The organism is Pectobacterium jejuense, assembly GCF_026800125.1.
Lineage (GTDB): Bacteria > Pseudomonadota > Gammaproteobacteria > Enterobacterales > Enterobacteriaceae > Pectobacterium > Pectobacterium jejuense.
In genome coordinates, this window is sequence record NZ_JAPQKX010000001.1 from 480,155 (window position 1) to 494,721 (window position 14,567).

Annotated in this window: 10 protein-coding genes; 9 read left to right on the forward strand and 1 reads right to left on the reverse strand. The window is 52.2% G+C overall.

The features are described from left to right. The first annotated feature begins 10 nt into the window (after positions 1-10). From pepN to NXT09_RS02165, 3 genes are all read left to right on the forward strand, one after another. Entirely contained in the window at positions 11-2,626 is a 2,616-nt protein-coding gene (pepN, locus tag NXT09_RS02155; protein ID WP_268578666.1) for an aminopeptidase N, read from the forward strand. A gap of 369 nt (positions 2,627-2,995) precedes the next feature. Continuing rightward, entirely contained in the window at positions 2,996-4,006 is a 1,011-nt protein-coding gene (gene pyrD / locus NXT09_RS02160) for a quinone-dependent dihydroorotate dehydrogenase (RefSeq protein ID WP_010277017.1), read from the forward strand. Positions 4,007-4,207: 201 nt separating this feature from the next. Next, positions 4,208-4,795, forward strand: coding sequence for a cell division protein ZapC (locus tag NXT09_RS02165; protein ID WP_014915124.1), 588 nt, complete (start codon positions 4,208-4,210; stop codon positions 4,793-4,795). Between the two features lie 43 nt (positions 4,796-4,838). Here NXT09_RS02165 and NXT09_RS02170 read toward each other — a convergent pair whose 3' ends face one another. Continuing rightward, complete coding sequence (locus NXT09_RS02170) at positions 4,839-5,942, reverse strand: YcbX family protein (protein ID WP_268578667.1); 1,104 nt, start codon at positions 5,940-5,942, stop codon at positions 4,839-4,841. 110 nt (positions 5,943-6,052) lie between these two features. Here NXT09_RS02170 and rlmKL point away from each other — a divergent pair, with 110 nt between their 5' ends. The 6 genes from rlmKL to rmf all read left to right on the forward strand — a co-directional run bounded on the left by rlmKL (position 6,053) and on the right by rmf (position 14,230). Next, positions 6,053-8,170: a bifunctional 23S rRNA (guanine(2069)-N(7))-methyltransferase RlmK/23S rRNA (guanine(2445)-N(2))-methyltransferase RlmL gene (gene rlmKL / locus NXT09_RS02175; protein ID WP_268578668.1), complete on the forward strand. Its 2,118-nt coding sequence runs from the start codon at positions 6,053-6,055 to the stop codon at positions 8,168-8,170. Positions 8,171-8,173: 3 nt separating this feature from the next. Further along, a complete protein-coding gene (locus NXT09_RS02180) occupies positions 8,174-10,102 on the forward strand; it encodes an ABC transporter ATP-binding protein (RefSeq protein ID WP_268578669.1) in 1,929 nt (642 codons plus the stop codon). 94 nt (positions 10,103-10,196) lie between these two features. After that, positions 10,197-11,567 (forward strand): membrane integrity-associated transporter subunit PqiA, encoded by a 1,371-nt coding sequence (gene pqiA / locus NXT09_RS02185; protein ID WP_268578670.1) that lies wholly within the window; start codon positions 10,197-10,199, stop codon positions 11,565-11,567. Further along, a complete protein-coding gene (gene pqiB / locus NXT09_RS02190) occupies positions 11,527-13,194 on the forward strand; it encodes an intermembrane transport protein PqiB (RefSeq protein WP_370690890.1) in 1,668 nt (555 codons plus the stop codon). The genes pqiA and pqiB overlap by 41 nt, the downstream gene beginning before the upstream one ends. Then, positions 13,194-13,760 (forward strand): membrane integrity-associated transporter subunit PqiC, encoded by a 567-nt coding sequence (gene pqiC / locus NXT09_RS02195; protein ID WP_268578672.1) that lies wholly within the window; start codon positions 13,194-13,196, stop codon positions 13,758-13,760. The genes pqiB and pqiC overlap by 1 nt, the downstream gene beginning before the upstream one ends. A gap of 302 nt (positions 13,761-14,062) precedes the next feature. Continuing rightward, the gene (gene rmf / locus NXT09_RS02200) at positions 14,063-14,230 is read left to right on the forward strand and encodes a ribosome modulation factor (RefSeq protein ID WP_010276992.1); all 168 of its coding nucleotides are present in this window, start codon (positions 14,063-14,065) and stop codon (positions 14,228-14,230) included. Positions 14,231-14,567 lie beyond the last annotated feature (337 nt).

The following is a 14,567-nucleotide window of genomic DNA, read 5'->3' on the forward strand; positions in this document are numbered from 1 at the left end:
GAAACTTTATATGAATCAACAGCCGCAAATAAAATATCGCCATGACTACCGTGCGCCGGATTACACCATTACTGATATTGCACTGGATTTCGATCTCCATGCCGAAAAAACTCACGTAAAAGCCGTTAGTCAGGTGGTGTTGCAGGGGGACGCTGGCGCGCCGTTGAAGTTGGATGGCGAAGGGCTGAAACTGATTAGCCTGAGCGTCGATGGTCAGCCGTGGACACATTACCAGCAGCAGGATGATGGCCTGACTCTGACGCAATTACCCGCACGTTTTACGCTCAGCATCGAAACGGAAATCAATCCCGCCGCCAATAGCGCGCTGGAAGGGCTATACCTCTCTGGCGATGCGCTCTGTACGCAGTGTGAGGCCGAAGGATTCCGCCACATTACTTATTATCTCGACCGACCGGATGTGCTGGCGAAATTCACGACGCGCATCATAGCGGATAAAGCTCGCTATCCTTATTTACTCTCTAACGGCAATCGTATTGCGCAAGGAGAGCTGGAAGGCGGCCGCCACTGGATTGAGTGGCAGGATCCCTTCCCGAAACCCGCTTATCTGTTCGCGCTGGTTGCTGGCGATTTTGATGTCCTTGAGGATCGCTTTACGACACGTTCTGGTCGCGATGTGGCGCTGGAGCTGTATGTTGACCGTGGCAACCTCGATCGTGCCGGTTGGGCGATGACCTCGCTGAAGAATTCGATGAAGTGGGATGAAGAGCGTTTCGGTCTGGAATACGATCTCGACATCTATATGATCGTCGCTGTTGATTTCTTCAACATGGGGGCGATGGAAAACAAGGGGCTGAACGTATTCAACTCTAAATACGTGCTGGCCAAGGCGGAAACCGCGACGGATAAAGACTATCTGAATATTGAAGCGGTGATCGGTCATGAATATTTCCACAACTGGACAGGTAACCGCGTCACCTGCCGCGACTGGTTCCAGCTTAGCCTGAAAGAAGGGCTGACGGTGTTCCGCGATCAGGAGTTCAGCTCCGATCTGGGTTCGCGCCCGGTGAACCGTATTGATAACGTGCGTGTGATGCGCGGGGCGCAGTTTGCTGAAGATGCCAGCCCGATGTCGCATCCGATTCGTCCCGATCAGGTGATCGAGATGAATAACTTCTACACGCTGACGGTCTATGAAAAGGGATCGGAAGTGATCCGCATGATGCACACCTTATTAGGTGAGGAAGGCTTCCAGGCCGGTATTCGTCTGTATTTTGAGCGTCATGACGGCAGCGCAGCGACCTGTGATGACTTTGTGCTGGCGATGGAAGATGCCTCTGGTGTCGATCTCACGCAGTTCCGCCGCTGGTACAGCCAATCGGGCACGCCGGTGCTGACTGTGCGTGATGATTACGATCCGCAGACGCAACAATATCTGCTGAGCGTGAGCCAGATGACCCCAGTCGGTGCCGACAAACAGCCGAAGCTGCCGCTGCACATTCCGTTAGATATCGAACTGTACGATCCGCAAGGGCAGGTCATTCCGCTACAGAAAGATGGTCAACTGTTGGCGTCGGTGCTTAATGTGACCGAATCCGAACAGACGTTCATTTTCGATCAGGTGCCTTGCCGCCCGATTCCTTCTTTATTACGTGAGTTCTCTGCGCCGGTAAAACTGAATTATGCCTGGAGCGATGAACAGCTGACATTCCTGATGCGCCACGCCAGCAATGCGTTCTCGCGTTGGGATGCAGCACAGAGCCTGCTGGCTAACTATATCCGTCTGAACGTTTCCCGCTATCAGCAGAAACAGCCACTTTCCGTGCCGATGCATGTTGTGGATGCTTTCCGTGGCGTGTTGCTGGATGAAAAACTGGATCCGATGCTGGCTTCTCAGATTCTGACATTGCCGAGCGAAAACGAGATTGCCGAGCTGTTTGACATCATCGATCCGACGGCGATCGCTGCGGTGCGCGAAAGCATGACGCGTACGATGGCGAAAGAGATGGCGGACGAGTGGCTGGCGGTATACCACGCGAATCACGCGCCGCAATATCGCATCGAACACGCAGATATGGGCAAACGCGCACTGCGCAACGTCTGCCTGCACTATCTGGCATTCAACGATGCCGATCAGGCGGATAAACTGGTGCAAGCGCAGTTCCGTCAGGCGGATAACATGACAGATTCGCTGGCGGCGCTGTCGGCGGCGGTTGAGGCTCAGCTGCCGGTGCGTGATGAACTGTTGACGCAGTTTGATAACCGCTGGCATCAGGATGGTTTGGTCATGGATAAGTGGTTTGTACTGCAAGCGACCAGCCCGGCAGCCGATGTGCTGACCCGCGTGCGTGAGCTGCTGCAACACCGTTCATTCAGCCTGAACAACCCTAACCGTCTGCGCTCGTTGGTGGGGGCGTTTGCAGCCTCGAACCCGTCGGCGTTCCATGCTGAAGACGGCAGTGGCTATCGCTTCCTGACGGAGATCCTGAGCGACTTGAACACCCGCAATCCGCAGGTCGCGGCGCGAGTGATCGAACCGTTGATCCGTCTGAAACGCTATGATGCTAAACGTCAGGCGCAAATGCGTCAGGCGCTGGAGCAACTGAAGACGTTGGAAAATCTGTCTGGCGATCTGTTCGAGAAGATCAGCAAGGCATTGCAAGACTAATCCTGCCACGCGATTAGCACAGCCACACGCGGTATCCTGCCGCGTGTGGCGATAATTCCCGCATCACGATTCCCCGTTTCCGCAAACGTTTTACTTTCCGCAAAGATGGAATTACCATCACCGACCGTGAATTCACAATCTTAGATTGTGACGATTATTTTTGCGGAATGATAACGGTGGTAGGGGATAGAAGAGTAAAGCGTCCGCGCCAGGGATGGCGCGGCTCGAGCTTACAGGGATGTACTTGCAGCGTCTTTACGATCTATCCCTTACCACAGCGTGACGTACGTTATTATCAAGCGCTAATCCACTATTGCTTACTTCCAGCGTAGGCAAGATACCTTTGCGATAGGGATCTCAGGAGACAATATGTTCTATCCCGTTATCAAAAAAGCCCTGTTTCAGCTCGATCCAGAGCGAGCACATGAGCTGACCTTCCAACAATTACGCCGTATTACCAACACGCCTTTTGAATTTCTCGTCCGCCAATCCGTTCCTACTAAGCCCGTTACCTGCATGGGATTATCTTTTAAAAACCCACTCGGTCTGGCGGCGGGATTAGATAAAGACGGCGAATGTATTGATGCGTTAGGCGCAATGGGATTTGGTTTTATTGAAGTGGGGACGGTAACGCCGCGTCCACAATCCGGTAATGACAAACCGAGATTATTCCGCGTAGTGGAAGCGGAAGGATTAATCAACCGGATGGGTTTCAATAATAAAGGCGTGGATTATCTGGTCGAAAATGTAAAGAAAACACGTTTTGGCGGTGTATTAGGGATCAACATCGGTAAGAATAAAGATACGCCGGTTGAGCAAGGTAAAGACGATTATTTGATCTGCATGGATAAGGTTTACCCTCACGCAGGTTATATCGCGATCAACATTTCGTCACCCAATACGCCGGGGTTACGCAGCTTGCAATATGGTGAAGCGCTGGACGATCTTTTGCTGGCGATAAAGAACAAGCAGACAGAATTAAAAGATAAGCATCAGAAATATGTTCCCGTGGCGGTAAAGATCGCTCCGGATCTTTCTGAAGAAGAATTGATCCAAATTGCCGACAGTCTGGTTCGTCATAACATCGACGGCGTGATTGCCACCAATACGACGCTCGACAGAAAACTGATTCAGGGATTAAACCATTGCGGGCAGACAGGGGGATTAAGTGGACGTCCGTTGCAGACAAGCAGCACGGAAATTATCCGCCGTTTGTCACAGGAATTAGCGGGACGTTTACCGATTATTGGCGTTGGCGGAATTGATTCTTTGGTCGCCGCACGCGAAAAAATGGCGGCTGGCGCATCGCTGGTACAGATATATTCAGGCTTTATTTTCCACGGTCCGCGCCTGATTAAAGATATCGTTACACATATTTAATCCGAAATGCCTTTCATTTTTAGCTGGGGGTTTATTTATCCCCCTGGCTAGTCTATATTTTATCCGTTTGCGTAAATAATCTATCAACGGATGACTGATCTTCTTACCGCAATGTTTGTGACGATGAACGATTATTGTGATGTGAGAAAACACAATCGGCCATTTCTGATATTTCTACTATGAAGGCGAAGGGTAAATAATATGAAGTTAAAACCTGACGATAACTGGCGCTGGTATTTTGATACCGAACACGACCGCCTGATGTTGGATTTGGCTAACGGCATGTTATTCCGTTCTCGTTTTCCGTCTAAAATGCTAACGCCGGATGCATTCAATGAATGTGCATTCTGTGTCGACGATGCCGCGTTATTTTTTACCTATAACGACAAATGTCAGAAAGCGGCACTGCATCGTGATCTCCAGGGCGAATTAGTGCTGAATGCGCTGGTTGCAAGTCGGTTCCTAAAACCGCTGATGCCAAAAAGCTGGCACTTCATCCAACAGCCGGATGCCGTAACGTATTCGCCGCAGGCGGGTGATGTTGTACAAGTACAGCTCACTGAAACCCATGAAACGGCCTGTTTTCTGGTAGCAGAAGCAGGGGATAAAGCCTGCCTCTGTTTGCTGGCGCAAGAACAGCTGTCATTAAGTGGAAAAACCATGGGGCTGGGTGACGCCATAAAAATCATGCACGACAGACTCATGCCTGCCGTCGTTCAGAATAGGGCTGAGTGGGAAACCACGTTGGGCGAGGGCACGTCGGCGTTTGAGTACGCTAAGGTCGTCTAAACCACCTCGGCGTACTTCAAACTGCATGTACGCTATTTTTTGGCTATTGCAGATGAACGTCACTCTGAGGAATACAGCTACAGGTAAGAATTTCGCCGTTTCCTTTAATCGCACTTTGCTTCAGTGCGGAAACCTCTCCGCTGACTAACGTCAATTTACAGCAACCGCACAATCCTGCCCGACAAGAATAGGGAATTCGAATCCCTTGTTGCTCCAACTGCTCCAGTAAAATCTGCTGATTGTTCCCTTGTAACGCTTTTCCCTGATAGTGGATGGTGACGACTTGTTCGCTTTTTTCGGGAACCACAAGACTTTCGACCACCTGACCAGAACCATAAGGACGCGGCGCTTTGGTTGCTAACACTTCCAATGTGTCGCCCACGCGAATGATGCCCGTATTTCTGGCGACCAGATTTTGTCCAAAATCGACGTCGCCGTTCTCGGCAGTACGGAAAGATTGCAGCGTGGCCAGCGGTTCTCCTGACGGGTGCTTACGGCCCCGTTCGATGCTGACCGTGGTGAAAATGCAGCGGCTACAGGGTTTGACGACGTCAAAAATAACCTCGCCAATCCGAATGGTCTTCCAACTGTCTTCGGCAAAGGCTTCCGCGCCTGTTACGACCAAATTGGGGCGAAATTGTTCGATTTTAATGCCGGCGGAACAGCGCTGGCGCAGCGCCTGAAATGAGGCATCATTAATTAACAGAAACGGATAGCCATCGGCAAATGCCAGAGGAACATCAGGATAATGCTTAACTCGCCGCGATGGTTCATTGCCTACCCAGCGAAGCTGTACGGCACGCTGAAAATAGTGGCTTAACCAGAGGTTGATGGCTTCAGGGGCGACGAGCGCCGTAAAGTGCGTTCCCCAGACTTCTGTCGGCTGAGGTGCCTCGGTGAAGTCGGCAAAACGTATCGTGGCCGTTTGACCATCTGGCGCGGCAATAAACAGTCCATCGGGTAACAAGGCGGGGGTAAATAACACCATCTGCGGATACTGGCGAGCAGTAATAAATGTGCCATCCGATTCGGTAATCATGAAGGCACGATCGTTCGCCAAACCGCTAACAGACGCCATCGCGTGGGACAGCTGTAACCCCCGCATCGATTTTACCGGATGAATATAAAGCCGCGTTACGCCAATCACTGACCTGTTCCTTGCCAAACTAAAACGGCAACTTTATGACAAGCGTCTCGGATTAGCTATAATGCGCCTCAATTTCTTTTATGAATCTATTTTTTGGTGATAGTGACGACATGAATGCTTTGTTTGCCAGTACGGCGCGGGGATTGGAAGAGTTATTAAAAAGCGAACTCGAATCATTGGGTGCGCAGTCCTGTGCGGTTGTGCAGGGCGGTGTCCATTTTGAGGGTGACAATCGCCTGCTGTACCAGAGCCTGCTGTGGAGCCGTCTGGCATCGCGCATTCTGCTGCCGCTGAATGAATTCAAGGTACACAGCGATCTGGACTTATATCTGGGCGTGCAGGCGATTGACTGGTCAACGATCTTCAGCATCGATAAAACCTTTGCCGTGCATTTTACCGGTACCAATGAAGATATCCGCAACAGCCAGTACGGCGCATTAAAAGTTAAAGATGCGATTGTGGATAGCTTCACACGCAAAACCGGGCAGCGTCCAGACGTAGCGAAACAGCAGCCGGATATTCGCGTTAATGTCTTTTTACAGCGTGATATGGCCAGTGTGTCGCTGGATTTAAGCGGCGACGGCTTACATCAGCGTGGTTACCGCGATCTGGCTGGGCTGGCACCGCTAAAAGAGAATCTGGCGGCGGCGATTGTTTTACGCTCCGGCTGGCAGAACGGCACGCCGCTGGTCGATCCAATGTGTGGTTCCGGTACGTTGCTGATCGAAGCGGCGATGATCGCATCCGATCGCGCGCCCGGTTTACATCGTACGCACTGGGGATTTAACGCCTGGTTAAAACACGATGCCGAACTGTGGCGAGAAGTGACGTCGGAAGCGCAGCAGCGCGCCCGTCAGGGGTTGCAGGCAACGACATCCCGCTTTTTCGGATCGGATAACGATCGTCGAGTGATCGAGATCGCCAAAGCTAATGCGCGTCGTGCAGGCGTGGCCGAACTGATTTCTTTCGACGTGAGGGATGCCGCACAGCTAAAAAATCCACTGCCGGAAGGTCCGAAAGGCACGGTTGTCAGCAACCCGCCTTACGGTGAGCGTCTGGAAAGTGAACCTGCGCTGATCGCCCTGCATAATATGTTGGGTCGTAAGATGAAAAGCGACTTTGGTGGCTGGCAGCTCTCGCTGTTCAGTGCATCGCCAGAGCTGCTGAGCTGTCTGCAACTGCGTGCTGAGCGCCAATTCAAAGCGAAAAACGGCCCGCTGGACTGCGTACAGAAGAACTACCAACTGGCGGAAACGCAGGGTGAATCTGCGGGACAAATCGCGGAAGACTTTGCCAACCGTCTGCGTAAAAACCTGCGCAAGCTGGAGAAGTGGGCGAAGCAGCAGGGGATTGAGTGCTATCGTATTTATGATGCCGATCTGCCTGAATATAATGTGGCGGTTGACCGCTACGGCAGTTGGGTCGTCGTACAAGAGTATGCGCCACCGAAAACCATTGATGCGCAAAAAGCCCGTCAGCGCCTGTTTGATGTGATCAACGCGACGCTGAGCGTGCTGGAATTACCGTCGAACCGTTTGGTGCTGAAAACGCGCGAACGTCAGAAAGGGAAAAATCAGTACGAGAAACTGGCGCAGAAAGGCGACTTCCTGCTGATGGAAGAGTTTGGTGCCAAGCTGTGGGTCAACCTGACCGACTACCTCGATACTGGCCTATTCCTCGACCACCGTATTGCCCGCAAAATGCTGGGTGAGATGAGCCGTGGCAAAGATTTTCTCAACCTGTTTGCCTACACCGGCACGGCGAGTGTGCACGCGGGATTGGGCGGTGCACGCTCAACGACCACCGTTGATATGTCACGCACCTATCTGGAATGGGCAGAAAAAAACCTGCGGGTGAATGGCCTGACCGGGCGTCAGCATCGCCTGATTCAGGCGGATTGCCTGTCATGGTTACATAACTGCAATGAACAGTTTGATGTGATCTTCATTGACCCGCCGACCTTCTCCAACTCAAAACGTATGGAAGAGTCGTTTGATGTCCAGCGCGATCATTTGGCGCTGATGAAAGGTCTCAAACGCTTGTTGCGCCGTGGCGGCACCATCATGTTCTCGAATAATAAACGCGGCTTCCAGATGGATACCGCTGGCCTGACCGCGCTGGGGCTGAACGCCAAAGAAATTACCGCGCAGACCCAATCGCAGGATTTTGCCCGCAATCGTCAAATTCATAACTGCTGGCTGCTAACGCATGCCGGTGAGGAAAAGTAACCGATGTCTTTAATCAGTGTTTCAGGTGCGTGGCTGTCGTTCAGCGATGCGCCGCTGTTGGATAACACCGAACTCCATATCGAAGAGAATGAACGCGTTTGTCTGGTTGGCCGCAACGGTGCCGGAAAATCGACCCTGCTGAAAATTCTGGCCAAAGAGGTCCCGCTGGATGATGGCCGTATCACCTATGAACAGGATCTGATTGTCGCGCGCCTGCAACAGGATCCCCCGCGGGATGTTGCCGGTAGCGTCTTTGATTTTGTCGCTGAAGGGGTCGCCGCACAGGCGGATCACCTGAAAAACTATCACGCTATGCTGCGTCTGGTAGAAAGCGACCCGAGCGAAAAGAACCTGAATCAACTGGCTAAGTTGCAGGACGTTCTGGAGCATCAGGGTCTGTGGCAGTTGGAAAGCCGCATTCACGAAGTGCTGGAACAGCTTGGTCTGTCCGCCGATGCTCCGCTGGCTTCACTTTCCGGTGGCTGGCTGCGTAAAGCCGCACTCGGCAGAGCGCTGGTGAGTTCGCCGCGTGTGCTGCTGCTGGATGAACCGACTAACCACCTGGATATTGAAACGATTGACTGGCTGGAAACCTTCCTGAAAACGTTCCAGGGCAGCATTATCTTTATCTCCCATGACCGTTCGTTTATTCGCAATATGGCGACCCGCATTGTCGATCTTGACCGCGGCAAGCTGGTTTCCTGGCCGGGCAACTACGATAAATATCTGGAAGGGAAAGAAGAAGCGCTGCGGGTGGAAGATCTGCAAAATGCGGAGTTCGATCGCAAATTGGCGCAGGAAGAAGTGTGGATCCGTCAGGGCATCAAAGCTCGTCGTACCCGTAACGAAGGCCGTGTACGAGCGCTGAAAGCCATGCGTCAGGAACGTGCGCAGCGCCGTGAAGTGATGGGCTCGGCGAAAATGCAGGTTGAAGAAGCTGCCCGCTCCGGCAAGATTGTGTTTGAGCTGGAAGACGTGAACTATCATGTTGACCAGGGTTCTCTGGGTGAAAAGAAAGTGCTGACGCGCAATTTCTCCGCTCAGGTACAGCGCGGCGACAAGATTGCGCTGGTGGGGCCGAATGGCTGCGGTAAAACCACTCTGCTAAAATTGATGCTGGGTGGATTGGAACCGGTCAGCGGTCGTGTGCACTGTGGCACGAAGTTGGAAGTTGCCTATTTCGATCAGCACCGCGCTGAACTCGATCCAGAACGTACGGTGATGGACAACCTGGCGGAAGGCAAACAGGAAGTGATGGTCAACGGCCGCTCGCGCCATGTGTTGGGCTATCTGCAAGACTTCCTGTTCCATCCTAAACGCGCCATGACGCCAGTCAAAGCGCTGTCGGGTGGGGAGCGTAACCGTCTGCTGTTGGCGCGCTTGTTCCTCAAACCTAGCAACCTGTTGATTCTCGATGAACCGACCAACGATCTGGACGTGGAAACGCTGGAATTGCTGGAAGAGTTAATCGAAAGCTATCAGGGTACGGTTCTGCTGGTCAGCCACGACCGTCAGTTCGTCGATAATTCGGTGACCGAATGCTGGATCTTTGAAGGTGACGGCAAAATTTCTCGCTTCGTCGGTGGGTATTACGATGCACAACAGCAGCGAGCCACAGCCACGCCACTGCGCACGACGGCTGCGCCGGCAGTAACCACGACAGCGACAGCAGCGAGCACCGCACCGTCCGCTAAACGAAGCGCGGGGAAATTAAGTTATAACCAGCAGCGCGAATTAGATCAGTTGCCGCAGCGTCTTGAGCAACTGGAGCAGGACATTGCGTCGCTGCAAGCGCAGATGAGTGACGCGGGTTTCTTTAACCGCCCACGCGAAGAGACGCAGCAGGTCTTAAGTGCGCTAGCGGAAGCGGAAAGCGCGCTGGAAACCTGTTTCGAACGTTGGGAAGAGCTGGAAGCACAGAAAAACGGCTAATCCACGTTGCTGTGTAGCACCATCAATACGGGCGTAACGTCTCGTATTGATGGTTTTTTGGTTATAAGCTGACGAATTTTGAAGGAGAGAATGCGTGTGTTCCCATCACGATCGGCATGACCCTGATCTTCAACACAAGCACGATCTTCAACATGACCCTGCGCATGGGCATAGCCCTGAACAGGGTTCTGAACACGAACATCATCACCATGATGACTATATGCTGTGCCCGCAGTGCGACCTGCTGGTGGAATTACCTGAGCTGTTACACGGCCAGAAAGCGACTTGTCCACGCTGTAAAACTGCGCTAACCAGCCACCAGACGGAACCGCGTAAACGACCGGTTGGCTATGCGGTGAGCGCGTTATTCATGCTATTACTGGCAAATCTCTTCCCCTTCGTTTCTATGCGTGTAGCGGGAATCACCAGCGAAATTACCCTGATACAAATACCTAAAGTGATGGTGGTGGAAAACTACGCCAGCGTCGCGACGCTGTTTATGCTTTTTGTCCAACTGGTCCCGGCTTTCAGTATGGCGACCCTCATTCTGCTTTGCCTGCATGCCTCGCTGCCGCTGGCGTTGAAAAAAAACCTGGGCAAAATGCTGTTCCACCTCAAAAGCTGGGGGATGGCAGAGATTTTCTTGGCTGGCGTGCTAGTCAGCTTTGTCAAACTAATGGCCTATGGTGACATCGGCATCGGCACCAGCTTTATGCCTTTTGTCCTGTTCTGTCTGCTACAGCTGCTGGCCTTCCAAAGCCTTGACCGCCGCTGGTTGTGGAATGACATCGTGCCGCCGCCCGCGCTGCCTGCGCCACCGGTTCTGGGACAAAGCGGGCTATCGCAAGGGCTGCGCTCGTGTTCATGCTGCACCGCCATTCTGCCTGCGAGTCAGTTAGTATGCCCGCGCTGCCACTCACGCGGACATGCTCGCAAGAAGCACAGCCTGCAATGGACGTTGGCCCTGCTGATCACCTCTATCATGCTGTATATCCCCTCGAATTTGATGCCGATTATGGTGACCGAAGCCTTCGGCGATCGCATGGGATCGACGATTATGTCGGGCGTCGTCTTGCTGTGGGGAATGGGATCTTACCCTGTCGCGCTGGTGATTTTTGTCGCCAGCGTCATGGTGCCATCGCTAAAAATGCTGGCGCTAGGCTGGCTTTGCTGGCATGCCAATGGCAAAACCAAAAAAAAGGAAGACAGCGAGCGTATGCATGTCATCTATGAGATGGTGGAGTTTGTTGGACGCTGGTCGATGATTGATGTGTTCGTTATTGCCGTCTTGTCGGCGATGGTGCGCATCGGTCGCCTGATGAGTATTTATCCCGCCGTTGGGGCGGTATTGTTCGCGGCCGTGGTGATTCTGACCATGTTTGCCGCGATGATGTTTGATCCCCGTTTGTTGTGGGATCGTCGCGATGATGTTCTTCATAAGGAGCCTGCCGTTGGCGAAAGATAACCATGCCATTGCGGATGTAGAAACGATTAAACGCTGGTCTCCGGTCTGGATTGTGCCGATTGTCACGGTACTGATCGGTGCCTGGATACTGTTTTACCATTTCAGCCATCAAGGGCCGCAAATTACGCTGATTACCAGCAACGCAGAAGGCATTGAAGCGGGAAAAACGGCCATCAAAAGCCGTAGCGTAGACGTCGGGGTGGTAGAGAGCGTCGTACTGAGTGACGACCTCCATCAAGTGGAGATCAAAGCACGTCTGCATGATGGTATGGATAAACTGCTCAAGCAGGATTCCGCTTTCTGGGTGGTGAAGCCGCAAATTGGTCGCGAAGGCGTTTCCGGTCTGGGGACGCTGTTATCCGGCGCTTACATTGAGCTACAGCCCGGAGCCAGTAAAGAGGGTAAAAGCGAGTTTACTCTGCAGGATGCACCGCCGCTGGCCTCACCGGATGCGAAAGGCATCAGAGTGATATTGGACAGTGAGCAATCCGGGCAGCTGAATGCGGGCGATCCGGTCCTGTTCCGCGGCTATCGGGTGGGGTCGGTGGAAACCAGCGAGTTCGATCCGAAAGCACGCAAGATGCGCTATCAGCTGTTTATCTCTGCGCCGTATGACGGCTTGGTCACGACCAACGTCCGTTTCTGGAAAGACAGCGGCGTAGCGTTCGATATGTCGGCGCAGGGCATGCGTGTCGAAATGGGCTCGCTGACTACGCTATTCAGCGGTGGCGTCAGCTTTGATGTCCCTGCCGGGTGGGAGCTGGGCGATGCGGCCAAGACAATGGCACAGTACCGACTGTTTGATAGCCAGCGCAGCATTCAGGACTCGCTATACACCGAATATAAAGAGTATCTGCTGTTCTTCAGCGAATCGATCCGTGGTCTACAGGCGGGTGCGCCGGTTGAATTCCGCGGCATTCGACTGGGAACGGTTGCCGAAGCGCCGTTTTTCCCGCGCAATATGAAGCAGGAACTGGATGATGACTATCGCATTCCGGTGCTGATCCGTATTGAACCCGATCGATTCGAGAAGAAGATTGGCGGCTCGTTCGATTTTGAACAGCATCTGAAGCAAGCTCAGTCGCTGGGGCTGCGCGCATCGATGAAGTCGGCGAACCTTCTGACGGGTGCGCTCTATATCGATCTCGATTTTTATCCAAAAGAGAAAGTGGATAAACAGCTGTTCGTTCTGGACGGCTACCCGGTTCTGCCCACCATTGACGGTGGCCTGTCACAGATTCAGCAGAAGCTGATGGCCGTACTGGATAAGGTGAATAGCCTGCCGCTGAACCCGATGGTCAATGAAGCAACGAAGACGCTGACGGAAAGTCAGGCAACGCTGCGTGAAATGCAAAAAACGATGGCCGCGCTGAACAAGCTGACATCCAGCAAAGCGATGCAGGATTTGCCGGAAGATATGCAAAAAACGTTGCTTGAATTGAATCGCAGTATGAAAGGCTTCCAGCCCGGCTCACCGGCGTATAACAAGATGGTGGCGGATATGCAGCGGTTGGATCAGGTGCTGCGAGAGCTACAGCCTGTGCTGCGTACCCTAAACGAGAAAAGTAATGCATTGGTCTTTGAGGCCTCGGGTAGTCAGGATCCTCAGCCGAAGAGGGCAAAATAATGATGAAAGCATGGACACTGGTTCTGGCTTTGGTATTGAGCGCGTGCAGCAGTAGCAATACGCAGAAAACGTACTATCAACTGCCGACAATCGCGGAGACCAATACGACGCAAACTGCGGTGACTCAGGGGCATCCGCTATGGGTGGAACATGTCAGCGTGGCGGATTACCTCGTTAATGCAGGCTTGGTGTATCAGACTAACGATGTGCAGTATGTCATTGCCAGTAACAACCTGTGGGCCAGCCCGTTGGATCAGCAATTGCAGCAGGCGCTGGTGACGAACCTGGGAAATAAACTGCCCGGTTGGATCGTGACTACACAGCCGCAGGGAAGCGAGCAGGCTGTGCTGAATGTGGCGGTTACAGGCTTTCACGGCCGTTATGATGGCAATGTCATCGTCAGTGGTGAATGGATGCTGACCTATCAGGGAAAAGTGGTTAAACGCCCCTTTAGCGTAGTGCTGCCACAAAAAGAAGATGGCTACGACGCGTTGGTAAGAACGCTGGCGCAAGGCTGGCAGCAGGTTTCCCAGTCGATTGCCCAGCAGGCGGGTACGCTGAAATAACGATGACAGGGACTCGGTATTATCCGGTCACGGTTTGACACAAACAGCGTGCTAAGAAATCAGGCCTCTAAAGATGTAATGCTGTGATTGCATTACGTTTTTAGAGGTTTTTTATTGTTTTCAATCAGTTAGGGTTTTGCGTTTTGTAGTGGGGAAAATTCCTATTTTGGATCACAAATATGACACTGGCGTGAATTTTGCGCCTTGACCTTTGGCGACAGAATCGGTATTGATAGTCTGTGATTGCTTACAAAGTAATCATTGTTTTCTTTCCACCAGATAAATAATGAGGGAAATAAGGCATGAAGAGACAGAAACGCGATCGCCTGGAACGGGCTCATTCACGTGGTTATCAAGCAGGTATTGTCGGTAGACCAAAGGAATTTTGTCCTTATCAATCAATTAATGCCCGGTCTTACTGGTTGGGAGGCTGGCGAAAAGCCATGGAGGACAGGGCTGTTACCGCTTAGCGCGCCTTGTCGTTAGAGGGAACGCCTCCGCTTTTGCGGAGGCTTTTGTTTTTAGGGGCTAAGCGCCCTGATTCTGCTTCTCGGTTCAATCGATACCGAGTTCACCGTCGACAGACACGTTCAACACGCACGATCAATACGTACAATCAATAAACACGTTCAACAGATATATCGGGCTTTGAGTCATGATCCGAGGCTTTGCTATTCCTGTAACGTTATTTACCTATTAATTTCGATTTCGATCATTTTTCCTCTATTTTTTATCGTTATTGCTCGATATTGACTTTAAATTGAGCGATTAGGGTAATTTTTCATTATTTTTTGTTAAAAAATCCAT